General features: G+C 56.8%; 16 protein-coding genes. 8 read left to right on the forward strand and 8 right to left on the reverse strand.

Translation table 11 applies throughout. From position 1 onward, the window contains the following. Window positions 1-8 precede the first annotated feature (8 nt). From AC2TCY_RS16840 to AC2TCY_RS16850, 3 genes are read left to right on the forward strand one after another with little or no spacing between them, the layout of a single operon-like run. Window positions 9-1091, forward strand: coding sequence for an ABC transporter permease (locus AC2TCY_RS16840; protein ID WP_480849089.1), 1083 nt, complete (start codon window positions 9-11; stop codon window positions 1089-1091). Window positions 1092-1094: 3 nt separating this feature from the next. Next, the gene (locus tag AC2TCY_RS16845) at window positions 1095-2015 is read left to right on the forward strand and encodes an ABC transporter permease (RefSeq protein WP_480849091.1); all 921 of its coding nucleotides are present in this window, start codon (window positions 1095-1097) and stop codon (window positions 2013-2015) included. 35 nt (window positions 2016-2050) lie between these two features. Beyond that, window positions 2051-3124, forward strand: coding sequence for a BMP family ABC transporter substrate-binding protein (locus tag AC2TCY_RS16850; protein ID WP_480849093.1), 1074 nt, complete (start codon window positions 2051-2053; stop codon window positions 3122-3124). A gap of 48 nt (window positions 3125-3172) precedes the next feature. Here the strand turns inward: AC2TCY_RS16850 and AC2TCY_RS16855 are convergent, their stop codons facing one another. The 3 genes from AC2TCY_RS16855 to AC2TCY_RS16865 form a co-directional block, all read right to left on the reverse strand. Then, window positions 3173-3793: a CDP-alcohol phosphatidyltransferase family protein gene (locus AC2TCY_RS16855; protein ID WP_480849095.1), complete on the reverse strand. Its 621-nt coding sequence runs from the start codon at window positions 3791-3793 to the stop codon at window positions 3173-3175. Window positions 3794-3864: 71 nt separating this feature from the next. Further along, entirely contained in the window at window positions 3865-5097 is a 1233-nt protein-coding gene (locus AC2TCY_RS16860; protein ID WP_480849096.1) for an HlyD family secretion protein, read from the reverse strand. Window positions 5098-5100: 3 nt separating this feature from the next. Further along, a complete protein-coding gene (locus AC2TCY_RS16865; RefSeq protein ID WP_480849320.1) occupies window positions 5101-5496 on the reverse strand; it encodes a hypothetical protein in 396 nt (131 codons plus the stop codon). 189 nt (window positions 5497-5685) lie between these two features. Between AC2TCY_RS16865 and AC2TCY_RS16870 the strand changes: the two genes are divergently transcribed. The 4 genes from AC2TCY_RS16870 (at window position 5686) to AC2TCY_RS16885 (ending at window position 8333) form a co-directional block, all read left to right on the forward strand. After that, entirely contained in the window at window positions 5686-6759 is a 1074-nt protein-coding gene (locus AC2TCY_RS16870; RefSeq protein WP_480849098.1) for an NAD(P)/FAD-dependent oxidoreductase, read from the forward strand. Beyond that, on the forward strand, window positions 6756-7406 hold the full coding sequence (locus AC2TCY_RS16875) for a DUF938 domain-containing protein (protein WP_480849099.1): 651 nt from the start codon (window positions 6756-6758) through the stop codon (window positions 7404-7406). The genes AC2TCY_RS16870 and AC2TCY_RS16875 overlap by 4 nt, the downstream gene beginning before the upstream one ends. Before the next feature lie 71 nt (window positions 7407-7477). Further along, entirely contained in the window at window positions 7478-7816 is a 339-nt protein-coding gene (locus tag AC2TCY_RS16880; protein ID WP_480849101.1) for a carboxymuconolactone decarboxylase family protein, read from the forward strand. An 85-nt stretch (window positions 7817-7901) separates the two neighbouring features. Further along, on the forward strand, window positions 7902-8333 hold the full coding sequence (locus AC2TCY_RS16885) for an EF-hand domain-containing protein (RefSeq protein ID WP_480849102.1): 432 nt from the start codon (window positions 7902-7904) through the stop codon (window positions 8331-8333). Between the two features lie 35 nt (window positions 8334-8368). On the opposite strand, the gene AC2TCY_RS16890 is transcribed toward AC2TCY_RS16885, so the two are convergent. The 5 genes from AC2TCY_RS16890 to AC2TCY_RS16910 all read right to left on the reverse strand — a co-directional run bounded on the left by AC2TCY_RS16890 (window position 8369) and on the right by AC2TCY_RS16910 (window position 16828). Beyond that, entirely contained in the window at window positions 8369-10876 is a 2508-nt protein-coding gene (locus AC2TCY_RS16890) for a GcvT family protein (protein ID WP_480849104.1), read from the reverse strand. Window positions 10877-11012: 136 nt separating this feature from the next. Further along, window positions 11013-12344, reverse strand: a complete 1332-nt coding sequence (locus tag AC2TCY_RS16895) for a hypothetical protein (RefSeq protein WP_480849106.1) — start codon at window positions 12342-12344, stop codon at window positions 11013-11015. A 95-nt stretch (window positions 12345-12439) separates the two neighbouring features. Continuing rightward, window positions 12440-13840 (reverse strand): FAD-binding oxidoreductase, encoded by a 1401-nt coding sequence (locus AC2TCY_RS16900; RefSeq protein WP_480849108.1) that lies wholly within the window; start codon window positions 13838-13840, stop codon window positions 12440-12442. Window positions 13841-13934: 94 nt separating this feature from the next. Continuing rightward, window positions 13935-15728 (reverse strand): gamma-glutamyltransferase, encoded by a 1794-nt coding sequence (ggt, locus tag AC2TCY_RS16905; RefSeq protein WP_480849109.1) that lies wholly within the window; start codon window positions 15726-15728, stop codon window positions 13935-13937. Window positions 15729-15841: 113 nt separating this feature from the next. Further along, the gene (locus AC2TCY_RS16910) at window positions 15842-16828 is read right to left on the reverse strand and encodes a 2-hydroxyacid dehydrogenase (protein ID WP_480849110.1); all 987 of its coding nucleotides are present in this window, start codon (window positions 16826-16828) and stop codon (window positions 15842-15844) included. Window positions 16829-16966: 138 nt separating this feature from the next. On the opposite strand from AC2TCY_RS16910, the gene AC2TCY_RS16915 reads away from it, so the two are divergent. Then, on the forward strand, window positions 16967-17488 hold the full coding sequence (locus AC2TCY_RS16915) for an SH3 domain-containing protein (RefSeq protein ID WP_480849112.1): 522 nt from the start codon (window positions 16967-16969) through the stop codon (window positions 17486-17488). Window positions 17489-17557: the final 69 nt, after the last annotated feature.

A 17557-nucleotide genomic window follows, 5' to 3' on the forward strand; every position in this document is an offset into this window, starting at 1 on the left:
ATGAGCATATGATTGTATTGGAGAAACGGCCACAGCCGTCCAAAGCGTGGTCCTATGCGACCCCTTTGGTGGCCGTGCTGGCGACAATGTTTTTTGGCGGGCTGTTATTCGCCATTCTGGGCAAAAACCCCATTCAGGCCATCGGAACTATTTTCTGGGAGCCTTTGTTCGGAGAGTTTGCGTTCTATTACCGTCCGCAATTGCTGGTGAAAGGTGCGCCGTTGGTTTTGATCGCCATCGGCCTGTCGCTGGGCTTTCGTGCAGGTATCTGGAACATTGGTGCCGAAGGTCAGTACATCATGGGTGCCATTTTTGGTGCGGGGGCCGGTCTTGCGTTTTACCCGCTTGATGCGTGGTACGTTTTCCCGATCATGGTAATCGCTGGCGCATTTGGCGGGTGGCTCTGGGCGATGATCCCTGCCTTTCTGAAAGTGCGTTTCGGCACCAACGAGATCCTTGTCTCATTGATGCTGGTTTATGTCGCCGAGCAGATGCTGGCGTCGGTTTCCCTGGGCCTGCTGAAAAACCCCGAAGGCTTTGGCTTTCCTGGATCACGCAACCTGCAATCCTATGAGAGCGCCCACAATGCCGAGCTTATCGTGGGATCGGGTATGCATTGGGGTGTCGTTACAGCCCTGATTGCCGTGATCTTTGCCTATGTTCTGCTGAATCGCCATATGCTGGGCTTTCACATCCGCCTGACGGGTGAAGCCCCGCGCGCGGCGAAGTTCGCTGGCGTGAATCCGGCGCGGCTAATCCTGTTCTGCCTTGGTTTGTCCGGAGCTCTTGCCGGGCTGGCAGGTATGTTCGAAGTGTCCGGACCCTCGGGCGTGGTCAGCATCGACTTCAACGTCGGCTACGGCTTTACCGCGATCATTGTCGCCTTTCTGGGCCGTCTGCATCCTGTGGGCATTCTTCTGGCCGGTGGCCTGATGGCGCTGACTTATATTGGTGGCGAGATCGCGCAGTCTCAACTAGGTCTGCCCGCCGCTGCCATTCAGGTGTTCCAGGGCATGCTTCTGTTCTTCCTGCTCGCCTTCGATCTTTTGACCAACTACCGCATCCGTGCGGCCCGTAGCGAGGTGGCTTGATCCATGGACCTTACTGAAATCAACCCCGTCCTTTTGCTGGCCTCCCTTATGGTCGCAGCAACCCCACTACTTTTGGCCGCGATTGGGGAACTGGTCGTCGAAAAGGCCGGCGTCCTGAACCTTGGCGTCGAAGGCATGATGATCGTCGGCGCAATCAGCGGCTTTGCCATCTCCGTCGAGACCGGCTCACCCTGGCTCGGTTTTATCGCTGCGGCCATCGGAGGCGCAGTGTTGTCCTTGCTGTTCGTGTTATTGACACAGGTTGCGCTGGCAAATCAGGTAGCCAGCGGTCTGGCACTGACACTGTTCGGCCTTGGGTTCAGTGCCCTGTTGGGACAAAGCTATGTAGGTGTCAAACCGCCCAGCATGGGAGAAATCCATATCCCGCTGGTCAGCGATATTCCGGTCCTTGGCCCGATCCTGTTCCAGCATGATCCGATCCTCTATGTCGGCATCGCATTGACCGCCGCGGTCTGGGCTGTCCTGAAATACACCCGCGTAGGATTGATCCTGCGAGCGGTGGGTGAAAACCACGATGCGGCACATGCATTGGGCTACAAGGTGATCAAGATCCGCATTCTGGCAATCCTGTTCGGTGGTGCCTGTGCCGGGTTGGGTGGTGCCTATATCAGCCTGATCCGCGTCCCGCAGTGGACCGAAGGCATGACGGCCGGTGTCGGCTGGATCGCGCTTGCACTGGTTGTATTCGCCAGCTGGAAACCATGGCGTGCATTGCTGGGTGCGTATTTGTTTGGCGGAATCACAGTGTTGCAGCTTAATCTGCAGGCAGCGGGCGTTGCCATTCCCGTCGAGTATCTGGCAATGTCACCCTATATTATCACAATCCTTGTGCTTGTGATCCTTTCGGCCGACAAGAGCAGCGCACCTGCCTCACTGGGCCGTATCTTCCATGCCTCGCACTAGGCGGGGCCAATTGAACCAACTTGGGGAGTAACCACATGAAATTCACTTCAATTCTGACAAGCGCCGCGATGGCGCTGGGTCTGGCAACGGGCGCCATGGCCCAAGACAAAACAAAGGTCGGCTTCGTGTTTGTCGGCCCGGTCGGAGATGGCGGCTGGACTTATGAACATAACAAAGGCCGTCTGGCTGTTGAGGAAGAATTCGGTGACAAGGTCGAAACCGTGTTCGTTGAATCCGTACCCGAAGGACCGGATGCAGAGCGTGTGATGACCCAGATGGCGTTGGAAGGTGCTGATCTGATTTTCACCACCTCGTTTGGTTACATGGACCCGACCATTAACGTTGCCAAGAAGTTCCCGAACGTTAAGTTCGAGCACGCCACCGGCTATAAAACAGCGCCGAACGTTTCGGTCTATTCCGCCCGGTTTTATGAAGGTCGCGCAGTTCAGGGCCATATCGCGGGGAAGATGACCAAATCGAACACTGTCGGTTATATCGGTTCCTACCCGATCCCCGAAGTGATCCGTGGCATCAACTCGGCCTATATCCACGCCAAGAAGGTCAACCCGGATGTCGAGTTCAAGATCGTCTGGGCCTACACTTGGTTTGACCCGGCAAAAGAGGCTGATGCCGCCACCGTTCTGATCGAACAGGGCGCAGACGTGATCCTGCAGCACACCGACTCGACCGCTCCGCAAGCGGCTGCACAAGAGGCGGGTAACGTGATCACCTTTGGCCAAGCTTCGGATATGAGCGAATATGCTCCGATGCCGCGTGTTTCGTCGATCATCGACAACTGGGCACCTTACTACATCGCGCGCACCAAAGCCGTGATGGATGGCTCCTGGGAAACTGTGAACACTTGGGACGGCATCGCAGAAGGAATGGTGGAAATTGGTGAAATTTCGGATGCTGTTCCGGCAGACCTCAAAGAAGAGGCACTGGCCCTGAAGGCGTCCATTGCCGATGGCAGCTACCACCCCTTCACAGGCCCGCTGAAAAAGCAGGACGGCAGCGACTGGCTGGGCGAAGGTGAAACTGCCGATGACGGCACACTGGCTGGTATGAACTTCTACGTCGAAGGACTTGAAGGCGAAATTCCGCAATAAACTCGATCTAACGACACAGTTAAAGCCCGCCACTACCGGCGGGCTTTATCATTTCTGATCGTGAAGTCCGAATATTCGCCAAGCCAGAATGATCCGGGAAATCGCGGTCAAGAAACACAAACCTCCGAAAATCCACGACATGAACGAAAAGGCATTCGGCACTAAACACAGCAGGGTGAAAAAGGCGATCGTTTCGGCGCCTTCCAAAAGACCGCCCGTGAAATACAGTGCCTTTTCTCCGCGTGCATGGGTCTTCAGGCCGTGCCGATCCGCCAGCAGCGAAAACCCAAGAAAACTCGCCCCATTGAAATAGAACGACAGCAGTAAAAAGCCCCCGGCCGCCCCATTCGTGACCGGATCAGCCAAAATGAACCCCAGCGGGATTGCGCCGTAAAACAGGAAGTCGCAGGTAATATCCAAATACCCGCCAAAATCCGTTCCGCCCCGTGCCCGCGCGACCGCTCCGTCCAAACCGTCAGCAAGACGTGACAACAGCATTGGACCCAACGCCCAATAGGTTTCACCCGCCACGATCAACCCTGCGGCAAGCAGACCAAGCGCCAGCCCGATCAACGTCACCTGATTTGCCGTAAACCCCAACCGGGCCAGTAAGCGGCCCTGAGCATTCAGGGCCGGGTCAATTATCGGTCGGATCTGCGCATCGAACATGAGCGGCAGTTAACCGCACTTATCGATCATGACCAGACACATTACCGCGAGGCGCGTGCTGTGAATGCCACTTAGTGCCCGCTGAGAACCAGCGTGTTCACCGGCATCAGGATCAGGCGCAGGCGCAATCCGGCGGCGTGTACAACGCCAATAGTGTCGACAACATGCAGAAACGCTTTTTCCCAGAACCCAAGGTTTTCATCTTCGAGCTTGGCATGGTTGTCGGTATAGACATTGGCCAGACAGTTACTGCCAGGTGGAATCCGGTCCGCCATGCCTTTGTACAAAGGTTCAAGATAGACCAGAATCGAGCCCGGAATTGTGTTTGTCTGAACGTCGCGCAATTCGTCGGAAGGACGAATCTGCCCAGACGGGATCACGTCCTGAACTTGGACCACTACAACTGGGATAACTGTGAATGGCTTGGTCATGCATCCCAGTTCGCCAATCATGCCCGGCTTGATGACCTGTGCGGACAATTGATTGAACGCCGCCTGAAACCGGTCGTGGCCGGACGACGAAGGCACCAGAATGCCTGCTGGTCGCAGCAAGGGGCTGACGTAATCACCAACCTGCAACCCGAATTGTTCGATACGGCCCGTCACACCTGCGTTGATCACAGTCTTATCCAACTCGGTCAGGGCGGCATCGAGCTGCGCATTAGCGCTGGCGAGTTGGGCGGGGATCAGTTCTTCGATCTGCTGAACGACGGCTGCGCGTTGGGACTGGGCCGCGACAACCTGGGCTTCACGTTCGGCCACCAGATTTTCAAGCCGATCGATTTCCGCCAGACGAACCGCGCTGGAGCCTTCGTCGCGCAGGGTCGTGTTTCGCTCCAGGTCTTCTTTCGCCTGATCCAGCGCAGCGCGGGCGCCTGCAATGCCGGCATCTGCATTGGCAAGATCCGTCTGTGCTACTTTCAACGACGCCTGAACCTGTGCGATCTGCGCATGCGCAGCTTCAACCTGAGCTGTCTGGGTGAAATCCTCGATCCGAAAAATCGGCTGGCCCGCTGTCACGGTCTGGTTGTTGACAACATATACTTCGGACACGCGACCGCCCAGCTGCGGCAAGATGGTTACGGTACGAAAAAAGGACGCCGCAGCGCTGCTGGACGGGTGAAAATAGAACAGCGTCGTGATCACCGTGAGTGCCATAATGGCGCAGGTCGTTAACCCCCACCGCAACTCGTACCACATGGTGAACAGCGTGATTTCATGGCCAATCCGCTTACCCTGCACAAAGCGCCGAAAAAGGAAATCGGGCAGCACGGTCACAAGCGCGCACATCAGTGTTTCCAGCATGTTCTAGTGCTCCTGCGGCGCGGCTGTTTGTGGGTTAGGGTCAGCAGGCGACTCTTCGACGGGTGGCGCTGACGTACTTTGCGGCGCGAGCGAGCGGATGGCGTCGGCGATAGCGCGTAACGGCGCGGCAAAATCGGGGAACTGAAAGCCCGCCACCAGAATAGCCGCCACCCAGAATAGGCCATTATGGGTAAACAATGCGAGAAGCGCCAAAATTCCCACAAGCTGGAACTGAGGGTGATTTGACTCATGTGCGATTTTTTCGGGGATCGAGTGCAAGGTGAAATATGCAACGCCGATCAATACGATCACGACGACCGTGAAAACCAGCATAAACGTGAAAAGAAAATCGCTGCCATCGGCCTGAACCACATAGGACGGAACATGTCCTGTGGCCATCGGGTGTATCTCCGCAGTGTTCACCCTGCCCTCCTGTCTCCTGTATGTTCCTTCTTTGGATGGGTTGATGCACAATTTCAAGCCTGCTTATAGTTTGCAAGCCAACTGAACGGTTCCGCAAAACAATCCAGAGAAACAAATGTTTACTGATACACACCCGTCCGAAGCCTGCCCTGCGGCCAAAGATCAATGATCGATTTTCTTGTTGTGGGCGGCGGGATTGCGGGCCTCAGCGCTGGCGCGCGGTTATCGTCGCACGGTTCCGTCACTGTGCTCGAGGCCGAAGACGCCCTTGGCTATCACGCCTCGGGTCGGTCGGCGGCGTTATTCGAGGAAAGCTATGGCCCACCTTCCGTTGTCGCCCTGAACAAGGCCGGGGCGGATTTCCTGAAATCAGAAAATGGCGGCTACCTGACCCCCCGCGGGCTAATGCTGCTCGGTGGCAAAGATCAGGCAGAGTTGTTCAACAGAGATTTGACCAGCCTGAATATGCAGGGCATTTCAGTTGAGCATGCGCTATCTCGCGTGCCCATCCTGAATCCGGACACGGTCGGGTTTACTGCAGTAAGCGAAGCTGCATTCGACATAGACACCGACCGCATGCTGCAGGACTTTGCCCGCACCATTCGCGCCAATGGGGGGTCGGTCCTGACCCGCCAAAAAGTAACCAGTATACGAAAATTGGGGCACTGGACAGCCGAAGCGGCCCAAGTGTTCGAAGCCCGATATCTTGTAAACGCGGCGGGGGCCTGGGTGGACGAAATCGCAGAAATGGCAGGAATAACACCTATCGGGATTCTGCCCCATCGCCGATCCATGGCGCGCATCCCTGCACCGGGCGGGCATGACGTGACGGGTTGGCCCATGATGCTTGGCGCTGGCGAAGGGTGGTATGCCAAGCCCGACGCCGGAAAGCTGTTAGTGTCCCCTTCCGAGGTGGACGCCACTACGCCCCACGATGCTTATGCTGATGACATGGTTTTGGCAGAAGGACTGGCGCGATATGAAGCGATGGTCACAGAACCCGTGACGCGGGTCGAAACCAACTGGGCCGGGTTACGCAGCTTCGCCCCGGATGGAACATTGGTCTTGGGCCCGGACCCATCTGATTCATCCTTTATCTGGTCCGCCGGTCAGGGTGGGTACGGCTTTCAGACCGCCCCAGCCGCATCCCAACTGGTGGCAGATCTCACGATTGGACATGGCACGAATCTAGGGCCCGAATTTCTTGCGGCCCTGAAGCCGGATAGGTTGCGCAGATGACCCGACGACCGCCACCAAAAGCCAGCGTCGTGATCCAAAGCGAAGGCGACAAGCTGGTCGCCCCGGCCGCCAATCGAAATGTCGAAGCTCTGTGCAACCTGATTGAGCGCATTGCACCCGAGCAAGGCCGAGCCTTGGAACTGGCGAGCGGTACAGGGCAACACGTCATGGCTTTCGCCCAGCGCCTACCGGGTTTGACTTGGCAACCCACAGAGATTGCGCAGGAACGTCGAGCCAGCATCGACGCCTACAACATTGATCTGGCAAATGTCGCTGACGCCGCGCATCTGGATGCAACCTTACCAGATTGGCACAAGTCGTTTGGCGGGCAGGATTTGATCGTACTCATTAATCTCTTACATCTGATCAACTGGCCCATGGTCAAAACGCTGGTCGCCGAGGCAGCGCTGGCCCTGTGTCCATCCGGTTGCCTCGTGCTGTATGGACCGTTCAAACGCTCGGGCCGTCTGACCAGCGAAGGCGACCGGCGTTTTCATGAAGCTTTGACCGCAGAAGACCCCGAGATCGGCTACAAGGATGACACGCAAATCCTTACTCTTTTTCAGGAATGCGGTCTGGACCTGGCCGAAGCTATCGAAATGCCTGCCAACAATCTGGCTTTTGTTGCAAAAAATCCGAGCACCTGACCAAGATCAAGGCCTGCACCACGCCTCCTCCATCATATGCGAATTACTGTATGTATAATGAGGAACTCATCATGGCCTGGCAGGAAAAACTTTCTGATACGCGTAAAGGGCTACGCAATCTCAATACCGCGATCCCTGACACCGCCCGTGCCTTTGGGGCATTGGGAAAGTCAGTCAAGGAAGGCGGTACGCTGGACTACAAGACCAAGGAATTCATCGCCTTGGGAATGTCCATCGCTGTTCGATGCGAACCTTGTATTTCGCTGCACACCGAGGCTTTGATCAAAGCTGGCGCAACCCGGGAGGAAGTATCGGATGTTTTGTCTATGGCCATCCAGATGGGCGGTGGACCGTCCATGATGTACGCAGCCAAAGCGTTGGAATGCTTTGACGAACTGACCGCTGGGTAAACTGCGTCAATCTGCCTCCGCCGGACAGGCGGGGCTGGCACGTTTCAATACTGGAAGCGCCCCATCAAAGACGGAGAAGACCGCAATGAAACCTATTATGCCCGCACTGGCCATAACCTTTTCCGCAAGCGTCGCACTCAGCGCCAGCGATATGGATGAAGGTCTGGAACACTTCCTTGAAAGCTGGGATCTGAACAGCGACGGGGTCATTACTTTGTCCGAGGCAACTGAACAGCGCGAAGACCTCTTTTACATGTTCGACAGCGATGAAAATGGCATTCTCGACAGTGTCGAATATGACCAGTTCGATGCCACACGGGCCGCGGCATCCCAAACCGAAGGCGTGCCAAGCAAGGCCATGATCGCGGTAAACACGCTGAAGCGTGAATTCAACGACACCAATCAGGATGGCCAAGTCAGCCGCGAGGAATTTCTGAGCGGAACCGACATGTGGCTGCGAGCGTTGGACATCAACAAAGACGGCGCTGTCAGCCAGATAGATTTCGAACAATCCTGAAAAAAGGCCCCGGATCTCTCCGGGGCCTTTTCAAATCAGCCGTCCTTGCGGATGACCTCGTTTTTCGGATCATAGGGGCTGTCGCAGGTGACGACCGCATCCCACAACTTATCCTGTATCTTGACCTTCAGCTTGGTGCCTTCCACGGCCAGATCAGGTTTCACATACCCCATGCCGATGGATTTCTCGAACGCCACCGAGTAACCGCCCGAGGTCAGACGACCCACACGCTCACCTTCCGGTGTGTACAGCACCTCGCGACCCCAAGGATCGGCATCTTCGGGACCGTCGATCAGCAGGGTGCAGCATTTCACGCGCACGCCGGTTTCGACCATCTTATCCTTGCCGTGGAATTCTTTGTTCAAATCGACAAAGCGCGGCAGATCGGCTTCCAGCGGGTTCGCATCGCGACCCAGTTCGTTGCCGAAGGCACGATAGGATTTCTCCTGACGCAGCCAGTTTTGGGCGCGGGCGCCGACCAGCTTCATACCATGCTTCTCACCGGCCTTCTCAAGCAGGTCGAACAAGTAGTTCTGCATCTCGATCGGGTGGTGCAGTTCCCAGCCCAACTCACCGGTATAGGCCACACGGATCGCGTTGACGGGGCACATGCCCAGTTCGATCTGGCGGGCCGACAGCCATGGGAAGCGCTTGTTGGACAGTGCGGTCTCCGGATCGGCGTCCTTGATGACCTCTTTCAAAACGTCACGCGACTTGGGTCCGGCGATGGCGAAGACGCCCCACTGCGTGGTTACGTCCTGAATCTCGATGTAGCCGAACTCCTCCATCTTGTCCTCGGCCGCCTTGCGAAGGAAGTCGGCGTCGTACTCGGTCCAGGCACCGGCAGAGACGATATAGTAGTTGTTCTCACCATTGCGGACTATGGTGTATTCGGTGCGGGTGGTGCCGTGCGAGGTCAGCGCGTAGGTCAGGTTGATACGACCGACCTTGGGCAACTTGTTGCAGGTGAACCAATCCAGGAACTGAGTCGCACCGGGGCCTTTGACGACATGCTTGGTGAAGGCCGACGCGTCGATCAGGCCAACGCCTTCGCGGATGGCTTTTGCTTCGTCGACAGCGTATTGCCACCAACCACCGCGACGGAATGAGCGGGCGTCATGGTCGAAGTTCTCGGGTGCATCCAGCGGACCGAAGTAGTTTGGGCGTTCCCAACCGTTGACCCAGCCAAACTGTGCGCCACGAGCTTTCTGACGATCGTAAGCCGGAACGGTGCGCAGCGGGCGGCAGGCTGCACGCTCTTCGTCGGGGTGGTGCAGGATATAGACGTGCTCGTAGCACTCTTCGTTCTTGCGCGCCGCGAATTCGGTGGTCATCCAGTTGGACGAGTAACGTTTGGGGTCCAGCGAGGCCATGTCGATCTCGGCTTCGCCATCGACCATCATCTGCGCCAGATAGTATCCGGTTCCGCCCGCTGCGGTGATACCGAACGAGAACCCTTCAGCTAGCCACATGTTGCGCAGACCCGGAGCCGGACCAACCAGCGGGTTGCCGTCGGGGGTGTAGCAGATCGGGCCGTTGAAATCGTCTTTCAGGCCGGATTCGGCACAGGACGGCACACGTTCGGCCATCGCCATGTACTGATCGGCGATTCGGTCCAGATCCAGCGGGAACAGGTCGGCGCGGAAGCTGTCCGGCACGCCGTGTTCGAACCGCGCGGGTGCGCCGTGTTCGTAAATCCCCAGAATCCAGCCGCCGCGTTCTTCTCGTGCATAGGATTCGTTATCTGCGTCGCGCACAACGGGGTGTTCGGGGTTGCCCGCCTCGCGCCATTTGACCAGCTCTGGATCCTTGTCCATGACGATGAAGGTGTGCTCGACCGGAATGGCAGGCATTTTGATACCCAGCATCTTGGCGGTGCGCTGTGCGTGGTTGCCCGATGCGGTCACGACATGCTCGGCAGTGATCACCACTTTTTCGTCGCTCTCGACCAGGTTACCGCCTTTTTCGACCATCTTGGTGCAGGTGACTTCCCAATGGGTACCGTTCCAGTGGAAGGCGTCGGCCTGCATCTTGCGGACGATTTCGACGCCGCGCTGACGCGCACCCTTGGCCATCGCCTGGGTCACATCGGCGGGGTTAATGTAGCCGTCTTCGGTGTGATAGATCGCGCCCTTCAGATCCGAGGTCTCGATCAGCGGCCAACGTTCCTTGATCTGCTCAGGCGTCAGCCACTCATAGGCAACGTCACAGGTCTCGGCTGTGGACGCATAGAGCATGTATTCGTCCATACGCTCTTGCGTCTGTGCCATACGCAGGTTGCCCACCACGGCGAAGCCCGCGTTCAGGCCCGTCTCTTCCTCGAGCTGCTTGTAGAAGTCGACCGAGTATTTGTGGATGTGGGTTGTCGCGTAGGACATGTTGAACAATGGCAGCAGACCTGCTGCGTGCCAGGTCGAGCCAGAGGTCAGCTCGTCCCGTTCGATCAACATCACATCGTCCCAGCCCGCCTTGGCCAGATGATAGGCAATCGAGGTGCCGACGGCGCCACCGCCAACGACCAGTGCTTTGACTTGGGTTTTCATAACCGGGCGTCTCCCCTTGAATTCAGTTGACACCATATGGCGCATTTGAGTCGACCGGCGCGACATTCATCCGACCAGTGATATAAAAAAAACGACCCGCAGGTGCTGCGGGCCGTCGTTTTGGTTGCAAATTGGATCAGTTGCTTCCAACGGCGCAGCGTTTGCTGCTTCCAACAAGAGAGCAAGAGTTGCTGCCGCTACCACCCTTTCGTACGGTAACCCCTGCGGACTTATCCTGTTCGGCGCCTGAACCCTCAAACATGGACGTAAGACCTGCCAACAACCCGCCCGAGGTTTCCTGGTTCTGTTCCTCGGCAGCGGGACCGTCGCCTTTGATATTTGCCATCAAACGACCCAATAGACCTTTTCCTTCGGAACTCGCTTGTTCTGTTTCTGCTGTCATCAGATCATTCAACCCTTTGCGGTACCCTATCTGCATCAGATCATTGGGTGAGGATATTTTGTTTGCGGTCAGATCGAAGGCGTCATTTGGCAGGCCATACTGTCCAGCAAGTGTATTCGCGACCAGTGAAAGACTATCCAGATTCTGAATCCGCATGCTCGCCAATTCACCCCTCAGCTTGACGAACTCACTGCGCAGATTTGCCATTTCAACGGCTAGTTCGGCTTCGGTTGCTTTATCCACCTGCGTATCGTTTCCGACACCGGGCACCGGCAGGCTGAGCAAAGCGTTCAGGCCATCATAATTCAACTGCCCGAGAAATTCGTAAACTTCGTTAACTGGTGCATCTGATCGGACCAGCAAGCGGACTTCCTGACCAAATCCAATCGTTGCAACAAAGGTGTTGAAGCTAACTGTCACTCCGGTCTCAGCCACTTTCTTCTTGATCATTGCCCAATCCCGGCGCGTCGTCTTGGACACATCATAGTATTCGTCCTGTATCGCCTGAAAATATGCGACCCCGCCAATGACCCCAAGAGGCACATAATCGGTGTTAGAGAAATTCATCGAAGCGATCGACTGCGCAATGTTTCCCGCAAGAGTTTTGGTATTCGCCCGGTTAACCAATGAGATCTGCAGCCAGATCGCGTTGTCGCCGTTTTCGTAGACCCAGCCGATGCGATCCAGCTTCCGGGCGCGTGTTTTCGCCTCTTGCACGGCAACTTCAATGGCCAATGGGCGCGCGGCATCGCTTGCCTTGGCCTGATCCTCACCAAGACGGGCGTCAACGGTGAAATCATGATCTGCAATCGCGCGGCGCACCCATTTTTCACCAGATTCGGGAAGGTAAGGTTTACCGCCGGCGCGCCATCGTTTCTGCCTGTCCTGTTCGATCTCCTCGGCGGCCTGTTCCTTTTGGTACAGGTTGAAGCGATCGTTAATCGTCGCGATATAGCCGTCCACAGAAAGCGTACCTTCGTGTTTCTTATCCTGCTGGTAATAGTCCAGGCCGCTAACAACTATTATTGCGACCAACGCGAATCCAAAGAAACGCAACAAATCCATTGAAAACCTCGGAATCAATATACTGCTCTGATGGATTTAATCACATGGAATTAAGGCGCCGTTATGGCCTCAAACGGCAGAATTTCTGGATAGTGTCAGGACAAAATCTTACCCGGATTCATGATGTTATCAGGATCTAATGCCGCTTTTATCGCAGACATATAGGTTGTCGCCGCGCCAAGCTCTTTGACCAGATAGGGACGCTTGCCCTGTCCGATGCCATGCTCACCGGTGCACGTCCCCTCCATCGAGATGGCGAGATCGTTCAGCCAGCCGACGAAGCCTTCGGCTTTTGAAACTTCGTCCGCATTTTCCATGTCGATCAGCAACAGCGTGTGAAAGTTTCCGTCACCCACATGCCCCACCATAGGCGCAAGCAATCCGAGGTCCGCCGCTTTTTCCTGGGTCTCGGTTACGCATTCGGCAAGGCGCGAGATCGGAACGCAAACATCCGTCGACATTCCTTGCGCACCGGGGCGCAATTGCAGACAGGCCCAATACATATCATGCCGGGCCTGCCACAGCTTGCTACGCTCTTCGGTGGTCGAAGTCGCCGCGAAATCGGTTCCACCAAATTCCTCGGCGATTTGCCCAAATGTTTCGGCTTGTTCGGCTGCACCGTTCTGTGATCCGTGGAACTCCAGTAAAAGCAGTGGTGACTCCGGCAGCTCCAACCCGGAATATGCATTGGCAGCCCGCACCGACATTTCGTCCAGCAGCTCGATCCGCGCCACTGGGATACCGTATTGGATCGTCATCATCACAGCCTGACAGGCGGCGTCGACCGTCGGGAAGGAACAGCGAGCCGAAGAGATGGCCTCGGGGATACCTTGCAGGCGCAGCGTGAGTTCGGTGATTATACCAAGTGTGCCCTCTGCGCCGACAAGCAAGCGGGTCAGGTCGTACCCGGCAGATGACTTTTTCGCGCGATGTCCAGTTCGAATTATCTGACCGTCTGGCATGACGGCCTCAAGACTCACGACGTTGTCCTTCATGGTTCCATAGCGCACCGCGTTGGTGCCAGAGGCACGCGTTGCCGCCATTCCACCGAGCGAGGCATTGGCTCCGGGATCGATAGGGAAAAACAAGCCCTGATCGCGCAGATTGGTGTTCAGGTCCTCGCGGGTCACACCGGGTTGCACGACGCAATCCAGATCACCCGCATTGACGGCCAATACCTTGTTCATCTGGCTGAGATCGACCGAGATGCCGCCTGCGGGTGCGTTCACGTGACCCTCAAGGGAAGTCCCGGTGCCAAAAGGAATGACAGGCACCTTGTGGGCGGCGCATGTCCTGACAATCTCTGACACCTCTTCGGTCGATTGGGGAAAGACCACCGCATCAGGACTCTGGTTCTCGATCCATGTCGTGGTGTGGCCGTGCTGCTCGCGTATCGCGGCACCGGTTTGCAACCGATCGCCGAACCGTTGCTTCAGGATGCTGATGGCAGTTTCAATCCCATCATCGTTCCTTGGCAAAGTCGTAGCCTGCACCATAGCTTTTCTCCTGCGGCCTGACCCAGAAACGGGTCCTTAGGTCCATGACTAAGTGCCCCTCCGGGTTGGGGCAATACCCACAATCGCTGAGGTTTTAGTCGCCAAGTGCGATCCCCTCGCGCCGCGGATCGGCACCGCCTTTCAGAACCTCTCCGATTTCGATGGCATGCAGGCCCGAAGTCAGGTCGCGCGGATTAACCTCAAACCCCATGGCGATCAGCGTGTCCCCATGCCCTTCTGCGGCTGTATCAATTTCCAAATCATAAGTACCAAATCGGTTGACCAGGTGCGGCAGCATCAGGGCTTGCTGGATGTTCATATCCCAATCTGCCCAAGCGATAATCGACTTGGCCACATATCCGATAATGCGGCTACCTCCGGGCGAGCCAATTGCCAGCACCGGTACTCCGTCCTGCAATACAATTGTCGGGCTCATAGAAGAACGAGGGCGCTTGCCCGGTTCAAGTCTGTTCGCGATTGGCACACCACCGGTATGCGTGCTGAACGAGAAATCCGTCAGCTCGTTATTCAGCAGAAACCCGTTGGTCATCAGGCGCGAGCCAAAGCCGTTTTCGATCGTCGTCGTCATTGACAATACGTTGCCATAGGCATCCACGATTGAGATGTGAGAAGTCGACGGTAGCTCAAGCGACACATCGTCCGCCCAGTTCGAGGCGTGATCGAATTCGGGGTTTCCAGGCGAAACGTCGGACAGAGCGTTACTTTCTGAAAGCAAGGCCCCACGCTGAGACAAGTATTCAGGATCAACAAGACCCTTGGTGGGCACGGGAACGTAATCACTGTCGGCCATGTATCGGCCACGGTCCGCGAACGCCAGCCGCGAGGCATCACCGATCAGCCGCCACGCTTCTGCATTTTCCGCGCCCATCGAAGCAAGATCATAGCCCTGCAACATGCCCAGAATCTGCCCGACCGTCAGAGCCCCCGAAGAGGGCGGTCCCATTCCGCAAACCTCGTAAACGCGATAGGGGGCGCAGACCGGCTCACGCTCGATCACCTGATAAAGGGCTAGATCCGTCCCCGACAGCACCCCCGGATTACCTGGCGCTGTGCGAACCGTGTTGACGATTCCGGCAGCAACATCACCGCCATAGAATCCGGCGGCACCCTCGGCAGCCAAAACCCGAAGTGTCGTTGCGTAGGCTGGATTCGTCAGACGCTGACCCTGGGCCAAGGGTTGACCTTCGGGCAGGAAATACGCGGCGGTTGCCGGAAAGCGCGACAAACGATCAGCGTCATTCTCAACCAGCCCAGCCAGACGCGGCGAAACAAGAAACCCCTCGTCCGCCAACCTGATACCGTCCTCGAACAATGTCGGCCACGGGCTACGACCCCAGCGCCGATGCGCCTCTTCCAGCAATGCAGGCGTACCGGGCGTCCCAACGGACAGACCACCCACTACGGCATCGAAGAATTTCAAGGGCTCTCCGTTTTCATCCTGAAACAACGTAGGAGTTGCAGCAAGCGGTGCGGTTTCGCGCCCGTCCAGAGTGGTCAAAGTGCCGCTGGCGGCATCATACCAGACCAGGAAGGCACCCCCACCAAGGCCGGAGGACTGCGGCTCGACCAGACCCAGAACAACCTGAACGGCTACCATTGCATCTGCCGCCGTACCGCCGGCGCTCAGAACGCGGGCTCCGGCCTCGGCTGCCAACGGGTTTGCCGCAGCCACCATCCAGTTCTCGGCTTCAACTGGCACACCGGCAGCCTTGGCTTCGAGCGCGGCGATTACTTGTTCCGTCAGGCCCTGAATTTGCCCCTCTGTCGCAACTTCTGGCGATACGGAATCGGCAGCTTCCTGCGCCAATGCAGGCGCGGTGAAAATCGTGGTTGCCAGTAAAGTAAATGAAATCCAATTGGCACGCATGTGCTTACTCCCATTCAAAATAAACGCAACTTTGACCAGCCCAGCGTTCCCACTAGCCTTACAACACACTCACCCAGCACAGCAGACGACGCTTGGCCGACAGTCAGGGTTTACTACAGCATGGCGGGTACGACCTGATCCGGCGGGCGGTGACCATCTTCAAATGTCTTGATGTTGATAATGACTTTCTCACCCATCTCAATCCGGCCTTCGAGCGTGGCCGACCCCATATGAGGAAGCAGCACCACGTTAGGCATTTGCCGCAGGCGCGGATTCACATCGGTCCCGTGTTCATATACATCCAGACCCGCACCCGCGATCTCGCCTGTGCGAATCATTCTCGTCAACGCGTTCTCGTCGATAACTTCGCCACGCGAAGTATTTACGATCACTGCCGAAGGCTTCATCAACTTCAATCTTCGCGCATTCATCAAGTGAAATGTCGAAGGGGTCGACGGGCAATTAACCGATATGACATCCATGCGCGCAACCATCTGGTCCAGGCTTTCCCAGTAGGTTGCTTCCAGTTCCTGTTCTATCTCGGGCCGCAGCCTGCGGCGATTGTGGTAATGAATCTGCATTCCAAACGCGCTGGCGCGTCGAGCAACGGCCTGCCCGATCCGGCCCATACCTAGAATCCCCAATCGGCGACCACCTACCCGTCCTCCCAACAGCGCTGTAGGAGCCCAGCCAGACCAGTCACCCTTTTGCATAAGGCCCAGGCCTTCGGGGATACGGCGTGTGACCGACAGGATCAGTGCCATGGTCATATCTGCCGTGTCATCCGTCAGCACGCCCGGCGTGTTCGAGACCAGGATTCCACGCTGCCGGGCAGTAGCAACGTCGATATTGTCGACCCCTGCCCCGTAGTTGGCGATCAGCCGCAGGTTTTCTCCGGCCTGCCCCAGAATCCCGCCGTCAATCATGTCGGTGATGGTTGGCACCAACACGTCCGCATTTTTCACCGCAGCAACAAGTTCTTCGCGAGACATTGGCGTATCGTCGTCGCGCAGACGCACATCGAAAAGCTCGCTCAATCTTGTTTCCACGGCCTCGGGCAACCGTCGCGTAACGACAACACTCAGACGTTCTCTTGGCACCTCAGCCCTCCTACTGCTTTGCAAACAGTCGCGCGCCATGGCATCGTGGCTCAGGAACAGGCGGGGCACAAGAACCCCATGTGCATTGACGCAACCTTTTTTCGAAACACGATAAACAGGCATAAGAGCAGGCAGGCAGTGAGTGCTATTTTTTCGGTGAAACGCCGCGGTTTGGCGCTGATTTTCGCGTTTCTGGTCGCGTTCGGTGCTTTGTCGGCAAACGCGCAGGACAATCGCGGGCCGGTCACCAACTTGCCCTTGCCACGCTATGTGTCAATGAAAGCCGCCGAGGGTAACGTCCGCCGCGGGCCGTCGCTGACTCATCGAATCGATTGGGTGTTCAAACGGCGCGGCATGCCATTGCAGGTCACCGCCGAATACGGCAACTGGCGCAGGGTTCAGGATCGTGACGGCGCAGGCGGTTGGGTACACTACGCACTTCTGTCTGGTGTTCGCACAGTACTGATCGAGCCCGACTTGTTGCCGATCTTTGCAATGCCTGACCCAAACTCACAGGTAAACGCACATTTCGAAACCGGCGTGGTCGCGCGACTGGGCAGTTGCACGAATGATTGGTGCCAAATCTCAGCTGGCGGGTATCGAGGGTGGACCCTGAAAACCAACCTGTGGGGCGTCAACCTGTCCGAGATTCGCGAATAGCAGCCGCCGCTTAGAAGCAATTCGAGTCCTTACTGCGACAAACAGCTCCAAGCCCATATCCCGCGTCAA

It is taken from the genome of Ruegeria sp. HKCCD7181, from assembly GCF_057221055.1.